Annotated in this window: 20 protein-coding genes; 13 read left to right on the top strand and 7 right to left on the bottom strand. The window is 53.1% G+C overall.

Annotation, left to right across the window (positions count from 1 at the left end; genetic code table 11):
- Positions 1 to 94 precede the first annotated feature (94 nt).
- Positions 95 to 1,048 carry a cytochrome b5 domain-containing protein gene (locus P1S59_01865; GenBank protein ID MDF1525003.1) on the bottom strand — a complete coding sequence of 318 codons (954 nt, stop codon included), beginning with the start codon at positions 1,046 to 1,048 and terminating at the stop codon, positions 95 to 97.
- A gap of 150 nt (positions 1,049 to 1,198) precedes the next feature.
- Between P1S59_01865 and P1S59_01860 the strand changes: the two genes are divergently transcribed.
- Positions 1,199 to 2,335, top strand: coding sequence for a metallophosphoesterase (locus P1S59_01860; protein MDF1525002.1), 1,137 nt, complete (start codon positions 1,199 to 1,201; stop codon positions 2,333 to 2,335).
- Positions 2,336 to 2,821: 486 nt separating this feature from the next.
- Positions 2,822 to 3,283 (top strand): nitrophenyl compound nitroreductase subunit ArsF family protein, encoded by a 462-nt coding sequence (locus P1S59_01855; GenBank protein ID MDF1525001.1) that lies wholly within the window; start codon positions 2,822 to 2,824, stop codon positions 3,281 to 3,283.
- Between the two features lie 450 nt (positions 3,284 to 3,733).
- Here the strand turns inward: P1S59_01855 and P1S59_01850 are convergent, their stop codons facing one another.
- The 6 genes from P1S59_01850 to corA all read right to left on the bottom strand — a co-directional run bounded on the left by P1S59_01850 (position 3,734) and on the right by corA (position 9,035).
- Positions 3,734 to 4,024, bottom strand: coding sequence for a hypothetical protein (locus tag P1S59_01850; GenBank protein ID MDF1525000.1), 291 nt, complete (start codon positions 4,022 to 4,024; stop codon positions 3,734 to 3,736).
- Between the two features lie 58 nt (positions 4,025 to 4,082).
- A complete protein-coding gene (locus tag P1S59_01845) occupies positions 4,083 to 4,592 on the bottom strand; it encodes a tryptophan-rich sensory protein (GenBank protein MDF1524999.1) in 510 nt (169 codons plus the stop codon).
- Between the two features lie 70 nt (positions 4,593 to 4,662).
- Positions 4,663 to 6,120 carry an SDR family oxidoreductase gene (locus P1S59_01840; protein MDF1524998.1) on the bottom strand — a complete coding sequence of 486 codons (1,458 nt, stop codon included), beginning with the start codon at positions 6,118 to 6,120 and terminating at the stop codon, positions 4,663 to 4,665.
- 129 nt (positions 6,121 to 6,249) lie between these two features.
- Positions 6,250 to 6,954: a DUF2867 domain-containing protein gene (locus tag P1S59_01835; protein MDF1524997.1), complete on the bottom strand. Its 705-nt coding sequence runs from the start codon at positions 6,952 to 6,954 to the stop codon at positions 6,250 to 6,252.
- 69 nt (positions 6,955 to 7,023) lie between these two features.
- Positions 7,024 to 7,626, bottom strand: a complete 603-nt coding sequence (locus P1S59_01830) for a hypothetical protein (protein ID MDF1524996.1) — start codon at positions 7,624 to 7,626, stop codon at positions 7,024 to 7,026.
- A gap of 281 nt (positions 7,627 to 7,907) precedes the next feature.
- Entirely contained in the window at positions 7,908 to 9,035 is a 1,128-nt protein-coding gene (gene corA, locus P1S59_01825; GenBank protein ID MDF1524995.1) for a magnesium/cobalt transporter CorA, read from the bottom strand.
- 154 nt (positions 9,036 to 9,189) lie between these two features.
- On the opposite strand from corA, the gene P1S59_01820 reads away from it, so the two are divergent.
- From P1S59_01820 to P1S59_01770, 11 genes are all read left to right on the top strand, one after another.
- Positions 9,190 to 10,281: a mechanosensitive ion channel family protein gene (locus tag P1S59_01820; protein MDF1524994.1), complete on the top strand. Its 1,092-nt coding sequence runs from the start codon at positions 9,190 to 9,192 to the stop codon at positions 10,279 to 10,281.
- A 378-nt stretch (positions 10,282 to 10,659) separates the two neighbouring features.
- Positions 10,660 to 11,994 (top strand): flippase, encoded by a 1,335-nt coding sequence (locus P1S59_01815; GenBank protein ID MDF1524993.1) that lies wholly within the window; start codon positions 10,660 to 10,662, stop codon positions 11,992 to 11,994.
- Complete coding sequence (locus P1S59_01810) at positions 11,972 to 12,745, top strand: FkbM family methyltransferase (protein MDF1524992.1); 774 nt, start codon at positions 11,972 to 11,974, stop codon at positions 12,743 to 12,745. Before P1S59_01815 ends, P1S59_01810 begins: the two co-directional genes overlap by 23 nt.
- 31 nt (positions 12,746 to 12,776) lie before the next feature.
- A complete protein-coding gene (locus P1S59_01805; protein MDF1524991.1) occupies positions 12,777 to 13,532 on the top strand; it encodes a hypothetical protein in 756 nt (251 codons plus the stop codon).
- Between the two features lie 325 nt (positions 13,533 to 13,857).
- Positions 13,858 to 14,751, top strand: a complete 894-nt coding sequence (locus tag P1S59_01800; GenBank protein MDF1524990.1) for a hypothetical protein — start codon at positions 13,858 to 13,860, stop codon at positions 14,749 to 14,751.
- Between the two features lie 117 nt (positions 14,752 to 14,868).
- Positions 14,869 to 15,267: a hypothetical protein gene (locus tag P1S59_01795; protein MDF1524989.1), complete on the top strand. Its 399-nt coding sequence runs from the start codon at positions 14,869 to 14,871 to the stop codon at positions 15,265 to 15,267.
- A 2-nt stretch (positions 15,268 to 15,269) separates the two neighbouring features.
- Complete coding sequence (locus P1S59_01790; protein MDF1524988.1) at positions 15,270 to 16,496, top strand: glycosyltransferase; 1,227 nt, start codon at positions 15,270 to 15,272, stop codon at positions 16,494 to 16,496.
- Positions 16,497 to 16,628: 132 nt separating this feature from the next.
- Positions 16,629 to 17,399, top strand: coding sequence for a glucose-1-phosphate cytidylyltransferase (gene rfbF, locus P1S59_01785; protein MDF1524987.1), 771 nt, complete (start codon positions 16,629 to 16,631; stop codon positions 17,397 to 17,399).
- A gap of 5 nt (positions 17,400 to 17,404) precedes the next feature.
- Positions 17,405 to 18,514 (top strand): CDP-glucose 4,6-dehydratase, encoded by a 1,110-nt coding sequence (gene rfbG / locus P1S59_01780; GenBank protein MDF1524986.1) that lies wholly within the window; start codon positions 17,405 to 17,407, stop codon positions 18,512 to 18,514.
- A 1-nt stretch (position 18,515) separates the two neighbouring features.
- Complete coding sequence (rfbH, locus tag P1S59_01775) at positions 18,516 to 19,850, top strand: lipopolysaccharide biosynthesis protein RfbH (protein ID MDF1524985.1); 1,335 nt, start codon at positions 18,516 to 18,518, stop codon at positions 19,848 to 19,850.
- Complete coding sequence (locus P1S59_01770) at positions 19,847 to 20,749, top strand: NAD(P)-dependent oxidoreductase (GenBank protein ID MDF1524984.1); 903 nt, start codon at positions 19,847 to 19,849, stop codon at positions 20,747 to 20,749. Before rfbH ends, P1S59_01770 begins: the two co-directional genes overlap by 4 nt.
- Positions 20,750 to 20,873 lie beyond the last annotated feature (124 nt).

Genomic DNA, 20,873 nt, shown 5'->3' with positions numbered 1-20,873 from the left:
TCGTCTGTCATTTGATCATGATAATGTGAAATGAATCGATTGAGGGCAGAATTATCAGTTTCGGGTTTCAAGGTTGATGGCTTCGCACTGTCCTTCACCATCTCCACAGGGCAAGGATAAGGACTATGAGGAAACATCCGATGAGGTTGAAGTAGGCGTTTACGGTAAAGATCCGCACAACGGCGGGAACTTTAGCCGACACTTTAACAAACTCCCCCACCTTCTCGTACCTGTCCAGAACTTCAGGTCCGTGGGGGGCGCCATCCAGATATTCTGTCAGATCCTGTCCCGCCTTGTGGCGTCTGGCATGCACTCCCCCCTTCCACATGGGGCTTGGTGAAACGTCGTACACCTTGTCCATGGCGGCGATGAGGGTTTTGCTATCCCCGACACCATCGTAGTCCTCCAGCTCCTCCGGGGTGAACCGGTCCTTGCCGGAGATATCCCTAACAGATCCGTGATGCGCCACAAGTGCCTTGAGCCGGGGGCCGATGTAAAGGGTCACGAAGGTGGCCGAAGACACCATTAGAAGGAACACCGTGATCTTGGCAAGGAGCAGCTTTCCAAACATGGTCGTAAAAAGGCCCGGCGCAAGCTGTAGCCTCCACATTGTAAGGAGCACACCCGTCAGACCCAGCATGGGCATGGAGAGCCATGCCAGCCTGAGTTCCGCTCTGGGAAGACCTCCCAGTGCGTATTTGGGTTTTAAAACCAGGTGTACGTAGAGGATGGTACCTATCCATATGATACCGAAAAAGACGTGAGCATAAAGAATGATCATGTGAACCACCCGGAGGTAGACCGGAATCTTTTTGGCAGGCCCGGCCGGGGCCTTCCAGTTCTCTGCGTCCTCGCTGTAGGACTCGCCAGCCTGGGTCAACCCTCCGCCGCCCGATGAGGAGATGTGACAGATAGAACATTCCTGCCCCGTCTCGATGGCGTAGTCAGTCGTAGCGAGAGCAGGGGAAACAGCCGCAAGGAAAGTTGCTATGGCAAGAACAACAGCGAAAGAGGAAAGAATGAGGACCATCCGAATGGTGATATTCATGGAAAGCACTCCCGGGATCTAGTTCCCACTGTCTTCAGTTTGCGCTTCAGGGATATTCTCATTCAAGCTTGCTTGCCTTGTCTGAATGAATTCTAATATAACAGATGTCATTGTGTGAATTCCCACATAACTGCACCCTGGGGAAATAATATGCTGATTTTCCTTCTCATCTATTTTGGCATCTACGGCAGCATGCACGCCTATTTTTTCTGGAAGACTGTTCAGGTTCTTCAACCTCAGGGGTGGTGGCTTGCTCTTCTTACCGGGTTCCTGCTCCTGATGCTGAACGGGCCCATTCTCGTTCGTTTTCTGGAAAGAAATGACCAGATATTGGGAGCAACCGCCATGGCATGGGTCTCCTACACCTGGATGGCGATCCTGCTGTGGTTTCTGTCCCTGGGTATTGTCCGGGACCTGTGGAACACGGGAGTGAGGGCGGCAGCTCTTATCACACCGGAATCCTACAGACTCATCCTGCCCCCGAAAGCAGCATATATTGCCATTATCGTTATTATATCAGCGGCTACTGTCCTTGGCTTTTTTGAAGCCCGGAACCTGAAAACGGAAAGGATCACTATCAGAACACAGCTTCTCCCCCTTGGCAGCAAACCGGTCAAGGTCGCTCAAATATCGGATGTGCACCTCGGGGTCATTGAAGGCCAGAAGCGTATCGATCAGATAGCCTCCATAATTTTTGATGAGAAACCGGATCTTCTAGTTTGTACAGGGGACTTCATGGACGGGGCGATTCCTCACCTTAACCACATGAGCGCCTATTTTGCCGCCATCAACCCTCCCCTGGGAAAATTTGCTGTCACCGGTAATCATGAGTTTTACGCCGGCCTCAAGGAAAGCCTTGCCTTTATCAAGGATGCCGGGTTCACCGTGCTGCGCGGCCAGGCAGTGACAACCGGTCCTGTACGTATAGCAGGTGTTGACTTTCCGGCAGAACGGCAAACCAGGCAACTCTCCTACACCGACGAGGGAGCCGCCCTGAACATGGGTGATGAGGAGGGTCTCTTTACGATCATGTTAAAACACCATCCTGTCATCGAGGAATCATCCCTGGGACGCTTCCAGCTCCAGCTGTCCGGCCACACACACAAGGGCCAGATCTTCCCCTTCAACTATCCGGTTAAACTGCGCTATCCCTATTTGGCAGGCCTGTATGATCTCGGGATGGGATCTAAAATTTACACCAGCCGCGGAACCGGGACATGGGGGCCTCCACTGAGGCTTTTCGCACCACCTGAGGTGACGATCTTTATGATCGAAGGGGTTGGTTGATCCAAGGTGCAAGGTGCAAGGTGCAAGGTGCAAGGTGCAAGGTGCAAGGTGCAAGGTGCAAGGTGCAAGGTGCAAGGTGCAAGAGAAATTGTCTGTCAGCTGATTACTGTAATCAACATGCTTTTGATCTCCTCCTGCGTTAAGGCTTTAATCACTTTAAGATACTGGATTCCGGGTCATCCCTTGCGCTTTGCCCGGAATGACAGAACATTCGGGTTCGGGTTCGAGTTTAATTCTACGTTCTACGTTCTACGTTCTGCATTCTGCTATTAAAGTAACCGCGCTTTCCCAAGTTTAGAGCCTTCCTCTGCGTCCTTCGCGAACTCTGCGTTTAAAAAAATCCGTTATTAGATGGTGGATTTTATTTCTGTATTCCTCTAAAATATTGTGTTGTTCGGTAGGCAATCATAAAGAAAGCCCACCGACTTATCTTCTGCTAACAGGTGTTTGACCGGGATATTTTGCCGAGGGGAGGCATTGCCTGAGATGACTGCGTTTCGTGTAACGGTGTTTTTTGCCACCATGCTGCTGGCAACCCTGCTGGTGGCAACACCAGGGCCAGCCTTGGCTGAGAGTTCGTTGCCTGACGGATGTCTCGGGAACCTTAACGAGAACCAGGTTATCGTTTACTACTTTCATCGCAAGTTCCGTTGCCAATCGTGTGAAGTCCTGGAATCAACCCTCCAAAATACTTTGCAGATAACCTATGCCGACCACTTCGGCGCCGGCAAATTGGCTATGTGCATTATCAACGTGGATGATCCTGAAAACAGACACTTTCTGGAACAATTTGAAATTTTCTCCAGCTCCATCATTATCGTCGAGAAAAAAGGTGGAGTTATTTCAAGGTATAAGAACCTGGAATCCATCTGGGATGTTTCACAGGATAGGGACACCATAACACACCTGCTGCAGACCGAGGTGTCAGGGTTCCTGCCGGAAAGTTAGTCAAATTTCAAATTTCAGATCTCAGATCTCAAAGTTGACCAAAAATCAAAGATTAATTCAGCTTCCGTAGTCGCCTTTGGTTTGCCGTGACTAATCGCTGTGGCAGGTTGATTATTGAAGGTTTTACCTCGACACTTCGACACCTAGCCCGCATTATTCATGATGCAAATGAGATGTCAGCTAACTGTGTGGCAATTAAAGATAAATGGGAATGGCGCTATAAGCATCATGAATTAGGCGGGGTTGAGCGGACAGAGTCAGGAGAGGAGTTTTTCGTTCCGGCAAGGCGACTGTCCAGTGAGCGCGGAGGCATACTTTAGTATTCCGCACAAGCGAACGACTCAGCAACGCCGCCGGAACGGAAAAGAACCTCGTGAATAGTCCGGGCTAGAGACTTAGATACAGTTCTTTCCTCCTGGCTACTGGCTCCTGGGTACCGGGTACTTTATTTTACCCGTGCGAGAGCAGACATTCCTTCGCCTCATCCATGTCGTCAAAGGCGGCAAATTCACGGTTGAAAAACAGGCTGGCGGCATCCGCAACGATCTTTTGAAGACCCTTTACACCCACAAGGGCCGCCCCAAGCATATAGGGCTCGTTACCTTTGGCCAGCTCTTTCATGCCCTTTATGACCTGCCCATTGGATTTAGCGCCATTAGTGAACGTAAGGGAAAGAACAGATTTTTTCGGATGGGATCGCATGAGTCGCGCCCCTGACGCGATGGTCGACACTACCTCCAAGAAGGCTTCCTTTCAGAACTCCCCGTTTTTCCGGGTTCTGCTCTACCGCAGGTCATCATCACCCCCCTGGAGCCGCAAGACCCCGGTTCAACCACCAGATGGCACCGTTGAGTGCCGCAGCATATAGAACCCAGACCAGGTATGGAACCAGAAGCAAAGCCGCCCATCTGCTGATCCTGGCAAAAACAAGTACAGTGGCCAATATCAACAGCCACAACACAATGATCTCCATGAGGGCCAACCCGGGCCGACGCATACCGAAGAAAAAAGCCGACCAGAACACGTTGAAGATAAGCTGTGTAAAGAAGATCAGCAGAGCAGGCTTGACGAGGGGAGCTTCGGGATCCCGGTTCCATACCATCCAGGCTGCCACAGCCATAGTAAAATAGAGCACAGTCCAGACCGGCCCGAAGAGCCAACCGGGCGGGTTAAAGAACGGTTTTTCGAGACCTGCGTACCATCCCGAGCGAATGGCCGGCAAGGTCAGAAAACTGCCGGTAAGCTGGGTCCCCAGGCACATCAGCAGAAAAACCACAAAACCGGCACCGGACTGCAATTTCCCCTTCATTGTTGATATCCTCCCAAAAAATCCCTTCCCGTTTTCTGGCGGGACTGTTTGATGAACTTTTCCGGGTCCATCAAACGACACACTCCTTTTTGTTTTGTTCAATAGCCCTGACGATCCCCTTGAACATGCTGTTAAAGACCAGGTAATGGAAAGGATAGACAAGGTACCAGTAAACCCTCCCCCATACACCCATGGGATCGAAAACAGCCGTCATACGGACCTCGGCGCCCTTCTCGTTGGGACCCACCTCGAAATAGAGCCACGCCCGGCCAGGCAGCTTCATCTCGGCGTAAAGCAGAAGGTGTGTGTTCTCTACGTATTTTTCCACCCGCCAGAAATCAATAGCATCCCCGACTCTTATGTCACAGAGCTCCCTGCGCCCCCTGCGCAGGCCGACGCCGCCAATCAATCGGTCCATGGCCCCCCTTATTTTCCACATCCAGTTGCAGCCGTACCATCCATGCTCCCCCCCCACACACTGGATGGGAGTGAAAACCTCCTCGGGGGAATAGGGCAGAATCCGGTGATAGGAATCAACCCGCCTGCCATCGAATGGCATACCCCACCAGTGATGACCGGGGATGATATCCGGAAGGGCATCGGACCAGTGGGTCTTGGCAAACTGATGATCCTCCTTGGACATAGCCCTTGACATGGCTTTCGTCAGGCCCATGGGTCTGAGGGGAAAAACCTCCAGAGCCTTCGGGTCCTGGACGGTTCTCTCGTTCCTGACCCCTTCAACAAGCTGGTGCCCAACCTTGTAATAAAGGGGAGTTACAAGGGACAGCCAGTGACTGGACAACTGCGGTGTGAGGAGGGGGATGGAAATAATTATGCGGCGCAGCCCCCTCTGGCGGGCGTACTGTCTCAAAACACCCTCATAGGAGGATATGTCCGCCCCCCCGACCTCATAGATCCTATTTTCGGGTTCCGGCAGGTCGAGAGCCTGAATCAGATACACCAGAACATCTTCTACTGCGATGGGCTGAACCTTCGACCTTACCCAGCGAGGGGCTATCATGATGGGCAGGCGCTCCACCAATCCCCTCACCATTTCATAGGACAGGCTCCCGGAGCCGATGATGATGGAGGACTGGAACTCGATTGTGGGCACCCCCGACTCCCGCAGGATGCGGCCCACCTCCTGGCGGCTGGCCAGATAGGGTGACAGATCCTCTCCTCGCCCCAGGTTTCCAAGGTAGATGATCTGCCGTACGCTTGCCTTTAGAGCGGCTTTGCCGAAGTTTGATGCCGCCTGTTGGTCCTTTTCTTCATAGTCCTCTCCTCCACCGAGGGAATGAACGAGATAATAAGCTGTGTGCACACCTTCCAGAGCTTTTTCCAGTGATTCCGGGTCGAGGACATCCCCACCAACGATCTGGGTCCTGGGTTCGATACGGGAACGCATATAGACTGGATGGCGCACGAGGCATCGGACCCTCTCCCCTCTGTCCTCCAGATCAGAGAGAAGGCGTCCTCCTATGTATCCAGACGCAGCGGTGAGCAGAATAAGGCGATCATCTTCCATGTTTAATACAATAGGCCAGCTCTATCCTTCTTTCAAGGGATTAGGTAATTCCGCATGATCTGTTTCCTGATATTTAATTTACAGAAAGTTCTGTGATAAGTGTCGAGGTTGATTCAAGAACAAGGTCGATCACCCCGGATATAGGGGAGAAGATGAAACCGCAGTGATCGGGAAAGCTTCATATTCAACCTGCATCGGACACTTTTTATTGCGCTCGACCGCCTTGGCGATACCTTTAAGCATACTTTTGAACACGAGGGCGTGAAAAGGAGAAACCGTGACCCACAAGATCCTTCCCCAGAAACCCTTGGGATCGAAGACAGCTGTTATTCGAACCCTTGATCCTTTTTCATGGGGAGAAACGTCGAAGTAGGTCCACGCCCGGCCTGGAAGCTTCATCTCTGAGAAAAGCAGGAGAAAACGGTCAGGAATGAACTTTTCCACCCGCCAGGAATCTATGGCGTCTCCCACCCGCAGATCGCAGGGATCCCGCCGTCCCCTTCGCAGGCCCACTCCTCCCAAACAGCGGTCCCGAGTTCCCCTGATCCACCAAAGCCAGCGGTAAATGTAACAACCGTGGTCTCCACCTATACAATGGATCGGTAAAAATACTTCCGAAGGCGAGTATTCCAGTACCCTGGTGTAGGAGTCTACAAGGCGAGACCCGAAACCTAAACCCCACAGATGGTGTCCCTTGTTGTCTCCGGCCAGGGCGTCGGACCAGTGGGTTGCCGCAAACTGCTGGTCCTCGTTCCCGATGGCCCTGGTTATGGCTTCTGCAAGCCCCTTGGGTCTGATCGAAAAAGCCTCAAGAGCAGCTGCATCCCTAACCACACTGTCGTTCTTCACGGAAGCGATGCGTTTGCGGCCCACCCTGAAATATAGCGGCGTAACCAGTGCCAGTCAGTAGCTCGCTGCCTTGGGTGAAAAAAAGGGGACCGGGATCATGATCCTTCGGAGCTTTCGCTGCCTGGCGTACTCCCGCATGATCCCTTCGTAGGACACCTTGTCTGCCCCACCTATTTCGAAAACAGCACTGCCCTCCAGCGGCAGATCTACTGCGTCCAGCAGATATTGGATGACATCCTCTACGGCAATGGGCTGAGCGAGAGCCCGGACCCACTTGGGGGTGATCATGACCGGGAGGCACTCCACAAGAGCCCTGACCATGCCAAAGGAAAGGCTCCCCGATCCGATTATGACGGAAGCCCGGAACTCCACCGTGGGGACTCCGCTCTCCCTGAGGATGCGGCCAACCTCCATGCGACTGCGAAGATGGGATGAAAGGCATTCCCCGTGGGTCAGCCCTCCGAGGTAAATGATGCGACTGATTGAGGCAGCCCTGGCCGCTTCAACAAAATTGAGGGCTGCTTCACGGTCCCGCTTCTCAAAATTCCCCCCGGCTCCCATACAGTGCACGAGGATAAATCTCAAGATTACCGGGAAAAGGCCCCGGAAAAACCCAACGGTGGGAAAGCGGCAGGTTCCCTTGTCTTCTAATTCCATAATAGCCCACACAGTCACCCCCCTACCTTGACCGGACTGTGCGCCGATTGTATGGCCATTGCCATATGAATATCCTATATTATTAAGGGGAACCCATGCAACGCCTCTAATAAATATACACTTTTGATTAAAAAAGCCGCCTGCCCGAAATAGCTGACACAGGAACCTGAATACCAGGTTTGCCACCAGGACCGACCATTTTCATGGGAGGGGTTAGACCCGTGCTGGCTTGGCCTCGGGCGGTGATGGGCAAGAAGATAGTATTTTTGTTCAGCTTTGTCTCACAGATCACTTTCCCTTTTTTCCCCTTTGGATCCCAACCAGCCCATCCGGCGGAAAAACAGCAGCATGGTCACACCTAATACAGCAATTATAGCCCAGAAAAAGAGGTAACCGTATTTCCAGTTCAGCTCCGGCATGTTCCACGGAGAGGCATCCGGGTTAAAGTTCATCCCGTAGATCCCCGCGAAAAAGGTCAGAGGAATAAAGATCGTGGCAATAATGGTCAGAACCTTCATGATCTCGTTCATTCGGTTACTCACCGAGGAAAGGTAGAACTCCATCAGACCGGAAGCCATGTCCCTGTAGCTTTCCACCATGTCGATGATCTGTATAACATGGTCATAGCAGTCCCTGAGGTACAGGTTGGTCTCTGGCTGAATAAAATCGGTCTCTCGCATGAGGCTGTTGACGGTTTCCCTCGTAGGCCACACGGTGCGCCTTATCTCCAGCAGATCCCTTTTGACCCTGTGAATAGAGGAGACGGTCTGACTGTCCGGTTTTTCCAGGATGGAGTCCTCCAGCGCTTCCAGCTTCTCCCCATAATCCTCCAGAACCGGGAACCATCCGTCGATTACGGCATCCAGGATGGCGTAGGCGAGATAGTCGGCACCTGACCGCCTGATCCTCCCCTTCCCTTTCCTGATCCTGTCTCTCACCGGATCAAGGCAGTCACCCTCCCTCTCCTGAAAGGTCACAATGAAACCGTCGCCAAGAAAGATGCTCAGCTGCTCTGTTTCCAGGGCCCCGTTTAAAACAGAAGCCATCCGGGCGACGACAAAGAGGTTGTTGTCGTACACATCGACCTTGGAGCGTTGGTGCACGTGGACGACATCTTCGAGGGCAAGCTTGTGGATCTGAAATATTTCCGCCAGTTCCAGGAGGGTGGCGCTGTCTCCCAGACCATCCACGTTAACCCAGGTCAACGGCCAGGCTTTCATAAAGGCAGAAAGCTCCGTGGATTCCGCTATCTCTTTCTCTTCCATCTCCTCCGGGGAACAACCGATGATGTGGATCTTTGAAAAGGGAGCTCCGGGATCAACCTCAAGGGTTCCGGGAACGGCCCCCGGAAGGGTCTGACGGCGAAAAACCCCTCGCTTCCTTTGTCCTGTTTTTCTGTGATTACCCATAGATTCTCTCCCAATTCTCCCGCCCAGACGGTATATTACCCTTGAGGTAGTTCCCACGGACACAATAGCCACTATTGTGTCATGGTAAATTTAGTATAATAAAGTATCACATGGTTTAGGTGAATAGAGCCAATTTCTCTAAAGGGAAAAACTGATGCTCGAAATAGATACGCTTGGCCCCTGGTTCGCCCCCGCCATGTTCCTGCTCGGAGGCCTGCTTCTTGGCATTGTCGCCGAGAAGATCCTTCTCCCCCTGATGCTCAAGGCTTTCCGGAAGATCAATTTTGAATCTGCAAGTCTCGTCATGCGCTCTGTCAAGGGGATGCTCATCCTGTGGGGTTTCCTGGCCGGCATGATAGGTGCCCTTTCGGCAATTGTCCTGAAACCTGATGTCGCCAGATTCCTGGGACACGTCCCGGTGGTCCTCTTTCTGTTTTCACTGACGGTGGTCCTTGCCCGGGTTTCCATTGGTCTGTTCAATCTCCAGGCCAAAAAAGGCAAGGGTGACACACCCACCATCTCCCTTTTTGGAAACATCATTAAACTTGGTGTTTATATCCTCGGGGTCCTGGTCATCCTTCAATCGCTGGAGATATCCATCACTCCGGTCCTGACGGCTCTGGGGGTCGGCGGTCTTGCCGTGGCCCTGGCCCTTCAGGAAACCCTGTCCAACCTGTTTGCAGGTTTGCAGATCATCGCTGCCCGGCAGATCAAACCGGGGGATTACGTACACCTCGACTCCCTGGAAGAGGGTTACGTTACCGACGTGACCTGGAGAAACACGACTATACGCGCACTGCAAAACAATATGATCATCGTCCCCAACTCCAAACTGGCTTCTGCCATTCTCACAAACTACCATCAGCCGGCAAAAGAGATGCGGGTATACGTCAATGTAGGGGTGCACTACGACAGCGACCTGGAGCACGTTGAGCGCGTGACCCTGGAAGTTGCGGACGACATACAGGCTACGGTCAATGGAGCCAGAAGGGACCACAAGCCCAGGATCTGGTACAATGAGTTCGGCGACTCGGGTATAATTTTCAAAGTCGTTCTTGCCGCAGAGGAGTTCTTCGACAGTTACGAAATGACCCACCAGTTCATCAAGCGCCTGAAGGGAAGATATGATGAGGAGGGGATCACCATCCCGTTCAATATGGTGACTCTCCATATCCCGGACAATCCCAGGGTGACTATTAATTTGGCGAAGGATGTATCAGATACGACAGAAAACCTGCCCGGTTAAAACCAGGGTCTAGGATCCAGGTTTATCGCTCACTTGTCATGCAATCTCAATGGAATGTCTCTTTGCACCAGCCGAGGTAGGCGAACCGCACTCCGAACTGCTCTTGGCGCCCTTCGCTCTGTTTTCCTCCTGCGTGCTGCGTTCTACGTCCTGCGTACTTTTATTACCCCCTGTCTCCTGGATTCTGGCTCCTGACTCCTGATTCCGGTATACTCCCCCCATGACCCGTTATAATGACCTATCGATCAGCCAGGACTCCCTGAGGCTTAACAGTGTACGGTTAGCAGTTTGCGCAAGTTCTGCGCGCTCTTTCCAGGAAACGGACTCCTTTCAGATGCCCGAAGAACGGGTGCACCTTCATCCCCTGCGCCGGAACTGATGGACTTGTTGCGACTCCTGCCCTCTTTTATCCGGAGACACCTCTCCGACAGCCCTAACCGCCAGGAGATCGTGGCCAATTCCGGGTGGCTTGTCTCAGACAAAATCCTGAGACTGGTGGTCGGTCTTTTTGTCAGCGTTCTTGTCGCGCGATATCTGGGCCCCGGGCGTTTCGGTCTCTTGAGCTACGCTATTGCCTTCGCTTCCCTGTTCGGTGTACTGGCCGGCCTGGGATTGGAGAATATCGTAATAAGGGAACTTGTTAAAAGGCCATGGGACCAGCAGCGTCTCCTCGGGACCGCCTTTTTCCTGCAATTCGCGGCCGGTATTCTGACCTGGGGGATCGTGATCGCGGTGGTAGCCCTTCTTCCGCATGGTGTGGACGGGACCTTCTGGCTCGTGTTTATCGTGGCCATCTCCTTTGTTTTTCAATCGGTTAAGATCGTCGAATTCCATTTTCGATCACGGGTGGAGGCCCGTTATATTGTTCTGGGAAAAGTGGTGCCCTTTCTTTTAATCTCAGCTTTCAAGGTCGCTCTCGTGTTGAGTGAAGCTGGAGTAGCAGCCTTCGCGGCTGCATTCACCCTTGAGGCCGCTCTCGAGGCCATAGGCCTCGTGGTGATCTACAGACTGCGCGGCCAAAAACCAGCTGGCCTCCGGTTCGACAGGGATATCGCCTTGAGAACCCTGTCGGAAAGCTGGCCGCTCCTCCTGTCCGGCCTCTCCATCATGGTCTATATGAGAATAGACCAGATCATGCTGGGACAGATGAGCGGAATTGAAGAGGTAGGACTGTACGCGGCAGCGGTGAGGATCTCCGAGGTCTGGTACTTTATCCCTACGTTCCTGGCCCAGTCCGCCTTCCCGATCATTGTCCAGTCAAGGGGTGAGGATCAGACCCTTTATAACCGGCGCCTCCAGGACCTTTTCTCGCTGACATGTGTTTTTTCCTATTTCATGATACTTCCTCTGGTATTGTTTTCCCATGTCATCATCGTTGCACTGTTCGGCCCGGCCTACGCCGCGTCAGGGAAGGTCGTGGCGATGCACGTCTGGGGCGGATTGTTCGTTTCCCTGGGCGTTGTACAAAGTACATGGCTGGTCAACGAGGGACTTACAAGGCTTTCCCTCTTCAGAACGCTTCTCGGGGCCATCGCCAATGTGATCCTTAACCTCCTCCTGATCCCGGTCTTTGGTATCATGGGAGCGGCGGTGGCCACCGTTGCCTCTTACGCTTTTGCTGCCATGTTTTCCAACCTGCTTTTTCAGGTAACCAGACCTGTCTTCAAGATGCAGCTGAAGGGACTCGCCTGTGTTTTCGAAAAGAGTGCTTAAGGACAAGCTGAAAAGGATCCTTCCGGAAAGGCTTGTAAGGCCCTTGCGTGATCTGTATCTCGAACACGGTAGCGGGTACGCGGTTCAGTCCTACTCCCAGGAAGGTGAAGACCTCCTGGTGATGTCCCTGCTTGAAAACCGCAGGGATGGATTTTATGTGGATGTGGGCGCGCACCACCCGAAGCGTTTTTCAAACACGCAGATCTTCTACGAGTCAGGATGGAGCGGAATCAATATTGAGCCCAATCCCGAGGCCCTGGAGAAATTCAGGGTCCATCGCAAAAGGGATGTGAATCTGTGCATGGGGGTCGGTCTTGAGAAGGGATCGATGGAATATTATGTTCTAGATGAGCCCGCATTGAACTCCTTTGACCAGGCGTTGACCCGTGAGAGGTTGAGCAGGGGAAAGTGCCGGCTTGTCGAGACGCTCGAGGTGCAGGTCCTGCCCCTGAAGGAGATCCTGCAAAAGTGGGCGTTGAAAAGGTCCATCGATTTCCTTAACGTGGATGCCGAGGGAATGGACCTGGAAGTTCTGCGATCAAACGATTGGAACAGTTTCAGGCCCCGGGTCGTTGCCGTGGAACTTCTCGAGTCAGCAACGGAGGAAATTGTTTCCGGTGACATTTATAGTTTTTTGTCTGAGCTTGGTTATCGTCTGATTGCAAAGACGCAAAGAACGGGCCTGTTCATGAGTGCGGAGGAGTGGCGTCCGGTGGCACCTCAGTTGGAAACTGTCCGCGACCTGCCATGAAACGATCAGCCCTCCCCCGCAAGGAGCCGGGATGACTGCATTTCCCGAAGATATAAAAAGCTATTTCTGGAGCTACCTTAAGCTTGTAATAAAAGTAGTTCTGGCGCAGCCTGGCCGCATTGTTTCTCACCTTAGGGATGCCTTCCGATACTACAGGCCCTGGAAAAACTCCTTTACCCATGAGGGCAGCCCTCTCGTTCACCGGATCCCCTGGCTCCCCTTTGCTTGTCAGGATTTTATCGGCCGCTCCATTGGTCCTGAAAGCGTTGTTTTCGAGTTCGGCTCGGGAGGTTCCACCCTCTATTTCCTGGGCAGGGTCAAACACCTCGTGTCTGTTGAGCACGATGAGGACTGGTATGCGACGGTTAAGAGCCTTCTCGACGAGGAGGAAATTTCAAACGGCGAGTATTATCTTGAGGTCCCGTCCCCGGACCCCGTAAGAAGCGATACGGACCCTTGTCCCCTTGGTTATGAGGATGGCGGGTATCCTGGAATGACATTTTACGACTACGCAAGTAAGATCGATGCCTATGAAGACAGCAGTTTCGATCTGGTGGTAGTGGATGGCAGGGCCAGAAACGCCTGTCTCTGGCATGCCCGCGGGAAGCTAAAACCGGGGGGATATCTTGTGCTTGATAACGCGGAAAGAGAGGGGTACCGGCCCGGCATGAAGCTGATTGAAAAGTGGCCGAGCCGGGAGTTTTTTGGCATCCTCCCTTATGTAAGGGGTTTTTGTAAAACCGTAATCTGGAAAAAGCCTCACGGCGATTTACGCGACGATGCTTGAAAAGACAACGCAAGCTGGACATGAAAAACCTTCGGGTACGGGAGCCAGAACCGGGCATCGAACCTCCAGCCGATCATTCGCATCTGACAAGCTTCGGAGCGAGCGACAGACCATCGGGGACCTGAAACAGAACTGGCGTGCCGGAACCGGACGGTTCATGGCCGGGGCCGTCAGATTCTTAAACCGAGGTTACCAGGGCTGGTCGGTGAGAAAGTCGTGCCGAGGAGCGCAATGCCTGTTTTCAAAAGTCTGACCGACTGTCGGATGGGGTTCCCTTGAGAAAATAGGTTTTTATTTCCAGTGAGATTGCACAAAGGGGCTCGCGTTGAAGCTGGTGAAGCTTTCCACGGCATACCCTGCCTATCTTCAGAAAATATACCAGTCTATTCCGGGCCTGTCGGATAAACCATACTCGCAGCAGCAGGAAGAAATTTTTGCGGATGTATTCGGCACTGCCGATTTCTGGACTTCGGCATTAAAGCCTCTCGGTTATGACGCGACGGAAATACTGGCCAACGCGGAACCGCTTCAAAAGGCGTGGGCACGAGAGAATGACGTTCCGTCGGACGGTCCCGACTGGTTTTATCACTTAGTCACCCGTCAGATCAGGCAAATAAGCCCCGACATCGTGCTCCTCACGGAGTACAATAAATTCCCGGGTTCCTGGATACGGGACCTGCGTGCAGCAGTGCCGTTCATAAGGCTGGTCGTTGTCTGGTGCGGCGCTCCGTTTTCTGACCATTCGGTTTTTGCTGCCAGCGACCTGGTGCTAACTTGTATCCCTGAGCTGAGAGAGAGGTTCAGGAAATTGGGGTTCTGTTCAGAACATATCGATCATTCTTTTAATCCCTCTGTTCTGGAGCGATTGGATCCATATACTGATTCCAGACCGGATTTTACCTTCGTAGGCCAGATCAACAGGCCGAACGATTTTCACTATGATCGCGAAAAACTCCTGCTCCAACTCCTAAAAAATACGCCCCTTACAATCTTTTCTCCGAGCTCAGCGTTGGGTTTGAGGGACGAATTTATGGCGAGCCTGCGGATCGGTGCGTACGATCTGGTAAGGTTGGCAAGGGGTGCCAGAATCCCTGATTCTTTCCTTGCGGGAATTCCGGGAATATCAAGCGCGGCCAAATGGACTGGTAGGCCTCGGATGCCTGTCAACAGGGACCTCAAGGAGCATCTGTTGCCGGAGAGGGGCAAGAAACCGCGCTAAAGCCCCTTGATAAAGGAGGCTGTTTTGTGATTCAGTCGGTAATTGGGAAAAGAAATGCCTGGTGTGCTTCAGTGAGGGACGGCGAACTGGAAACAACTGATAACTGGCTTTAAGAAAATGATGAGAGCTGAGGTAGAGAACCACCTGGCCGAAAGCAGTAGGCTCATTGCCTGCTCTGACGGTCTGCGAAACGAGCAGGACGGGGGTCTGGTCCAGGAGGAAGTTGTGCGAAGTAGGACAAAACCCGGTTTCAACAGCCCTATTGTTGACTGGATGCAGGGTTTGTTAAGCGAGTGCTTCCTGGATCTTCTCGCTTCAGCGGACTTTAAGACGTGCGCACTGGTAGATCCAGTAAGCACACGTGAAAAAATACTCCAGCTTACCAGCGGCCGGAGTTTCTCCTTTGCCGATGCCCAGGGCGCCTGGGAAGGGTTATCCCCGTACATGTGGGAGCGTTCTCTGGAAAAAAATGCTGTCCCACCTGGTGCCGGTGCGGTTCAGGGGGAAAAACCTTGAAGATGGTCCGACTGTCCACGGTCTACCCCGAATACCAGAGACAGTTTTATGGCCATCATCCGGGCCTTGAAAAGGAACCCTGTGCCCACCAGGAGGAGACCCTGCTGTACGACGCTTTTGGATGGGCCGATTTTTGGAAGGGACCGTTGGCCCATCTGGGATATGATGTGTGCGAGGTGATCGCCAACGTCGAACCTCTTCAAAGAGCTTGGGCCAGGGATAACGGTTATCGGCAGCCGGGTGGAGACTGGTTCCTGCAATTGGCCACGGACAGGATAAAGGCTCTGCAGCCCGACGTTCTGTTCATTAACGACTACGTTTCCTTCAGCAAGGCATGGATAGAGGAGGTCCGTGATAACTGTCCGTCCATACGCCTGGTACTCGGGTGGTGTGGGGCCCCCTTTCCCGATGCGGAGGTGTTTAAAGGGTACGATGCGGTGCTGAGCTGTGTGCCCGAACTGGTAGAGATGTTTGAACGAATGGGGCACAGGTCGTACCATTTGAACCACGCATTCGACAGGAGGGTTTTAGACAGGATCGCAGGTGCTGACAGGGTTCCCCATGATTTCACCTTCGTAGGGCAGGTCAACCGGCAGTCGGGGTTTCACCGCGAAAGGGAAAAGGTACTCCTGCATCTTGTTACCAGTACTCCTTTGACTGTTTTTTCCATGAGCGGGAGTGCCGGTGTAGACAAATACCTTATGGCGCTTGCAAGAAAGGGAGTTTACGCAACCTACAGTGGTCTTTCACATCTGGGCTTACCGGAGGGAACTCTGGACCGGATCCCAATAGTCTCCCGTGGACCGAGGTATCACGATCACCCGCTCCTTCCGGTCCACCCCAGGCTGAAGAAGCACCTGCGCCCTCCCGTTTTTGGACTAAACATGTTCCGGGTCCTGCGCGATTCTAAAGTCACTTTCAACAGTCACCTGAACATCTCCGTTCATTCTTCCTCCAACATGAGGATGTTCGAGTCCACGGGTGTGGGAACATGCCTTCTGACGGATCACATGGAGAGGACCTCGAAACTTTTCGAGCCGGACCATGAAGTGGTTTCCTACAGGACCGCCGAGGAGTGCGTCGAAAAAGCGCTTTACCTCCTTGACCACCCCTCTGAGAGAAAAACCATTGGTCAGGCGGCCCAGGCCAGAACTCTGAAAGACCACAATTTCAATACCCGGGCCCATGAACTTGACGGAATCATCAGGAGCCGGCTCGGACTACGGTAGCATGGGGTCGTGAACACTCAGGTCCAGATTAGGTGATTTATGTAACTGCCTGAAATTTGTGCTACTCTCAATAGCCGTATCGCAGACAAACCGTAGATTGATCAACCGTTTACTCTCTGGAGGGGTCAAATAATGAAAGCTGTGATTCTTGCGGGCGGGTTAGGCAGCCGACTGAGTGAAGAAACGATGGTAAAGCCCAAACCTATGGTGGAGATCGGCGGACGGCCGATGCTCTGGCACATTATGAAGATCTACTCCGCCCATGGCATCAACGATTTTATCATTTGCCTGGGTTACAAGGGTTATATGATAAAAGAGTACTTCACCAACTATTTTCTCCATATGTCCGATGTGACCATAGACTTGTCCGACAACAGCCTCGAGATCCACAACCGGTTCGCGGAACCGTGGAAGGTGACCCTGGTGGACACCGGTGAGTCTACCCAAACTGGCGGGCGGCTCAAGAGGATCCTTCCTTATGTGGAGGAGGGGGATTTCTGCATGACCTATGGTGACGGCCTGGCAAATATTGACATCGCCGCGCTCAGGCGATTTCACGCCGAAGGAGGTAAGCTTGTCACGGTAACTGCAGTACAGCCGCCCGGACGGTTCGGGTCCATGGTTCTTGATGGCGGCAAGGTAAAAAGTTTCAGGGAAAAACCCATGGGAGATGGAAGCTGGATAAACGGAGGTTTTTTCGTGTTATCTCCCGGAGCCCTCGGATATGTCCAGGGCGACGAGACATACTGGGAGCGTGAGCCCATGGAAAATCTCGCCAGGGACGGACAGATGGCCGCCTATCCTCATGAAGGGTTCTGGAGCGCCATGGACACATTGCGTGACAAGAGCGCCCTTGAGGAGTTATGGGCTTCCGGTAAGGCACCCTGGAAACAATGGGAATAAGTGCCATGGATAGGGGCAGCCTGTTCAAAGGGGCTTTTAGGGGGAAAACAGTCTTTCTGACCGGCCACACGGGGTTTGTAGGTTCCTGGATGGCAATTTGGCTGGGCGCCCTGGGTGCCCGCGTTGTGGGTTTCTCCCTGGAACCGCCCTCTGACCCAAGCCTTTTTGAAAAAGCCGCCCTCGCCGGGAGAGTGACCCACATTCATGGTGACGTCAGGGACCTGGAGTTTCTTAAGTCGGCCATGGCTCAGAGTAAACCCGATTCGGCCTTTCATCTTGCAGCTCAATCCCTTGTGCGACCCAGCTATGACGATCCGGTGGGCACCTACGGCACCAATATTATGGGAACGGTTCATTTCCTGGAGGCAGTTCGCGGATGTCCGTCCATCAAGGTGTGTCAGGTCATCACAACGGACAAGTGTTACGAAAACCGGGAAACGGGACAGGCGTATAATGAAAAAGCCCCCCTGGGCGGACACGATCCTTACAGTTCCAGCAAAGCCGGCGCGGAATTAGTGACGGCTGCATACAGGCGGTCTTTTTTCCAAACCGATACAGCTGTGGCCACGGTGCGGGCGGGGAATATCATCGGCGGCGGGGACTGGGCCAGTGACAGGCTGATCCCGGACTGTATCAGGACCCTTCAGACCGGAGAAAGGATCCGCCTGAGGAACCCGGACGCTGTAAGGCCCTGGCAGTTTATCCTGGATCCGGTGGCGGGCTACCTGCACCTGGCTTCCATGATGATGGATGACCCCACAACATTTTGCGGACCCTGGAACTTCGGTCCGATGGAGCCGAAAAACCTTACCGTCGGCGAGGTAGTTGACGGAGTATTACGGATATGGGGGTACGGGTCCTGGGAAAGACAGGGTGGTGAGAATGAAGTTCATGAGGCCAAGCTTCTCAATCTGGACACTTCAAAGGCCATGAGGGAATTGGGCTTCAGACCTGTGTACGGAGTCCAGCGGTCCATCGATAAAACGATCTCGTGGTATAAACAGGTTCACGGTAATTCGGAAATAGATGTTTATTCCCTTTGTCTGGATCAGATCAGGCAATACGTTGATGATGCCCGTCTGGCTCGGGCGCCCTGGACAGGGGAAGTGCATTGAAATGAAAAAAACGGGCGGTGACCACAATATCAGGGATCAGATCCAGAATCTGGTGAGGGCCTATTACCAGGAGACCTTTGAGGGAAAGGAGTTCGTGCCTGGAAAGACACGGATACCCTATGCCGGTCGGGTTTTTGATGATGCCGAACTCGTCACTCTGGTGGATGCAGCTCTGGAATTCTGGCTCACTCAGGGCCGTTACTCTGACAGTTTTGAGAAAAATTTTGGTAAGTTTATGGGCCTGTCTAACTGCTGTTTTGTAAACTCGGGCTCTTCTGCCAACCTCCTTGCCTTCATGGCTCTCACATCACCCGGACTCGGTGCCAAGGCTATCGAGCGGGGGGATGAAGTTATCACGGTGGCCGCGGCCTTTCCCACAACTGTCACACCTGTGATGCAATACGGTGCAATTCCAGTTTTTATCGATGTAGAACTATCTACCTGCAACGCCGATACCCGGTTTCTTGAAGAAGCCCTTTCCCCGAGAACGCGGGCAGTAATGCTCGCTCACACCCTCGGCAACCCTTTCGATCTGGACACGGTTACGGAATTCTGCCGGAAGCATGACCTCTGGCTTATTGAAGACAACTGCGACGCCTTGGGCAGCCGCTACAAGGATCAAATGACCGGGACCTTCGGAGACATAGGGACGAGTAGTTTTTATCCTCCCCATCACATGACCACCGGTGAGGGGGGAGCTGTTTACACGGACAACTCGGAGCTTGCCGGGATCCTCATTTCTCTTAGAGATTGGGGCAGGGACTGCATCTGTCCGTCCGGGATCGATGACACGTGCGGGCGCCGTTTTTCGGGCCAGTACGGATCGTTGCCGCCGGGTTACGACCACAAATACGTTTATTCCCAGTTCGGATATAACCTGAAGGCAACCGATCTGCAAGCCGCCATCGGGGTCGCGCAGCTGGAAAAACTCCCAACCTTCATCGAAAGAAGAAGAGAAAATTGGCAGCTGATGCGGGATGGGCTTTCAGATCTCGGGCATTATCTTATTCTTCCGGAACCGGCGCCGGGATCTTTGCCAAGCTGGTTCGGTTTTCTCATGCTCGTTCGTCAAGAAGCTCCCTTTTCCCGTGATGAGATCGTCGCCCACCTGGAATCCCGAGGGATTCAGACTCGCATGCTTTTTGCCGGCAATTTCCTCCATCAACCCTGCTTCGACCACATAAGGAGCAGTTCGGACAGCTACAGGGTCGTGGGAGACCTCGTGGCAACTGATGAGATCATGCGATCAGCCTTCTGGGTAGGTGTTTATCCCGGGATATCTACTGCCATGGCAGGCTACATGGTCGACAGCATCCTGGAATTCGCACAGAAATGAAGATCGTCCTGACCGGAGCCTCCGGGTTTCTGGGAAGCCACCTGGCACGTAGGCTCGTCGATGACGGTCACACGGTTGTGGCCGGTGTAAGGGGATCCACAAGTCTTGACAGGGTGGAGGATTTCCTTGACAGGATGGAACTGGTTGATCTGGACCAGCGGGGAATTGGGGGGTTGTTTGAGGGAAGCCCACCTCCGCACGCTGTGGTCCACACCGCCACCCGATACGGCCGGGCGGAGGAAGAGGCCAGTGAAGTGTACCAAAGCAATGTCCTCTTCCCAATGGAACTTGCCAAGCAGGCCGCGGACAACAAGGTCCGGAACTTTATTAACACCGACACCTTCTATCCTCGGAGTTACGCCCCCCTATACGCATATGCGTCATCCAAAGGACAGTTCAGCCAGTGGGGCAGAGCTCAAGTCAAAAACAGGGGTGGTCGTTTTATAAACCTGCGCCTCCAGCACCTATACGGACCTGATGACCGTGAGGATAAATTCATACCCTTTCTCATAGAGAGCTGCCTCAAGCGGGTTCCGGAGATCCCCCTGACCGAAGGAACGCAGAAACGGGATTTTATCTATATTTCGGACGCGGTCCAGGCATATGTGAAAATGCTGGAGAACCTCGATGTATTGCCGGAGGGATACCTTCATTTCGATATAGGAACGGGCACTTCCGTGTCTGTCCGGCATTTGGCAAAGAAGATCCGTGCGGCAACCAGGTCCGATTCGGTTCTGCTTTTCGGTGACCTTCCCATGCAGGAAGGTGAACTCATGGATTCTAAAGCGAACACAGCGAACTTGAGAGAAATGGGCTGGGTACCCCTGGTTAGCCTCGATGAGGGGATAGCGAGAACCATAAAGTATTTTTCAGGGAAACACAGGGGCGATGGAAAGTGAAAGGCTACCTTGTCAGCGGTCTGCCGCCTGGCGCGGGCGGTCTAGGCCGATTCCTTTCAGTGCTGGCGCCATTGGCCGAAAAAAACGGATGGACGGTTCTGTGCCGCCCTCAATCAAAAGGTCA

Source organism: bacterium (genome assembly GCA_029210965.1).
Taxonomy (GTDB): Bacteria; BMS3Abin14; BMS3Abin14; order BMS3Abin14; family BMS3Abin14; genus JALHUC01.
This window is presented reverse-complemented; position numbering and strand designations above follow the sequence as displayed.

Bases quoted from the DNA above. Each gene is read 5' to 3' on its own strand.
- P1S59_01865 (MDF1525003.1), bottom strand. From the start codon at position 1,048: ATGAATATCACCATTCGGATGGTCCTCATTCTTTCCTCTTTCGCTGTT.
- P1S59_01860 (MDF1525002.1), top strand. From the start codon at position 1,199: ATGCTGATTTTCCTTCTCATCTATTTTGGCATCTACGGCAGCATGCAC.
- P1S59_01855 (MDF1525001.1), top strand. From the start codon at position 2,822: ATGACTGCGTTTCGTGTAACGGTGTTTTTTGCCACCATGCTGCTGGCA.
- P1S59_01845 (MDF1524999.1), bottom strand. From the start codon at position 4,592: ATGAAGGGGAAATTGCAGTCCGGTGCCGGTTTTGTGGTTTTTCTGCTG.
- P1S59_01840 (MDF1524998.1), bottom strand. From the start codon at position 6,120: ATGGAAGATGATCGCCTTATTCTGCTCACCGCTGCGTCTGGATACATA.
- P1S59_01830 (MDF1524996.1), bottom strand. From the start codon at position 7,626: ATGGAATTAGAAGACAAGGGAACCTGCCGCTTTCCCACCGTTGGGTTT.
- corA (MDF1524995.1), bottom strand. From the start codon at position 9,035: ATGGGTAATCACAGAAAAACAGGACAAAGGAAGCGAGGGGTTTTTCGC.
- P1S59_01820 (MDF1524994.1), top strand. From the start codon at position 9,190: ATGCTCGAAATAGATACGCTTGGCCCCTGGTTCGCCCCCGCCATGTTC.
- P1S59_01815 (MDF1524993.1), top strand. From the start codon at position 10,660: ATGGACTTGTTGCGACTCCTGCCCTCTTTTATCCGGAGACACCTCTCC.
- P1S59_01805 (MDF1524991.1), top strand. From the start codon at position 12,777: ATGACTGCATTTCCCGAAGATATAAAAAGCTATTTCTGGAGCTACCTT.
- P1S59_01795 (MDF1524989.1), top strand. From the start codon at position 14,869: ATGATGAGAGCTGAGGTAGAGAACCACCTGGCCGAAAGCAGTAGGCTC.
- P1S59_01790 (MDF1524988.1), top strand. From the start codon at position 15,270: ATGGTCCGACTGTCCACGGTCTACCCCGAATACCAGAGACAGTTTTAT.
- rfbF (MDF1524987.1), top strand. From the start codon at position 16,629: ATGAAAGCTGTGATTCTTGCGGGCGGGTTAGGCAGCCGACTGAGTGAA.
- rfbG (MDF1524986.1), top strand. From the start codon at position 17,405: ATGGATAGGGGCAGCCTGTTCAAAGGGGCTTTTAGGGGGAAAACAGTC.
- rfbH (MDF1524985.1), top strand. From the start codon at position 18,516: ATGAAAAAAACGGGCGGTGACCACAATATCAGGGATCAGATCCAGAAT.
- P1S59_01770 (MDF1524984.1), top strand. From the start codon at position 19,847: ATGAAGATCGTCCTGACCGGAGCCTCCGGGTTTCTGGGAAGCCACCTG.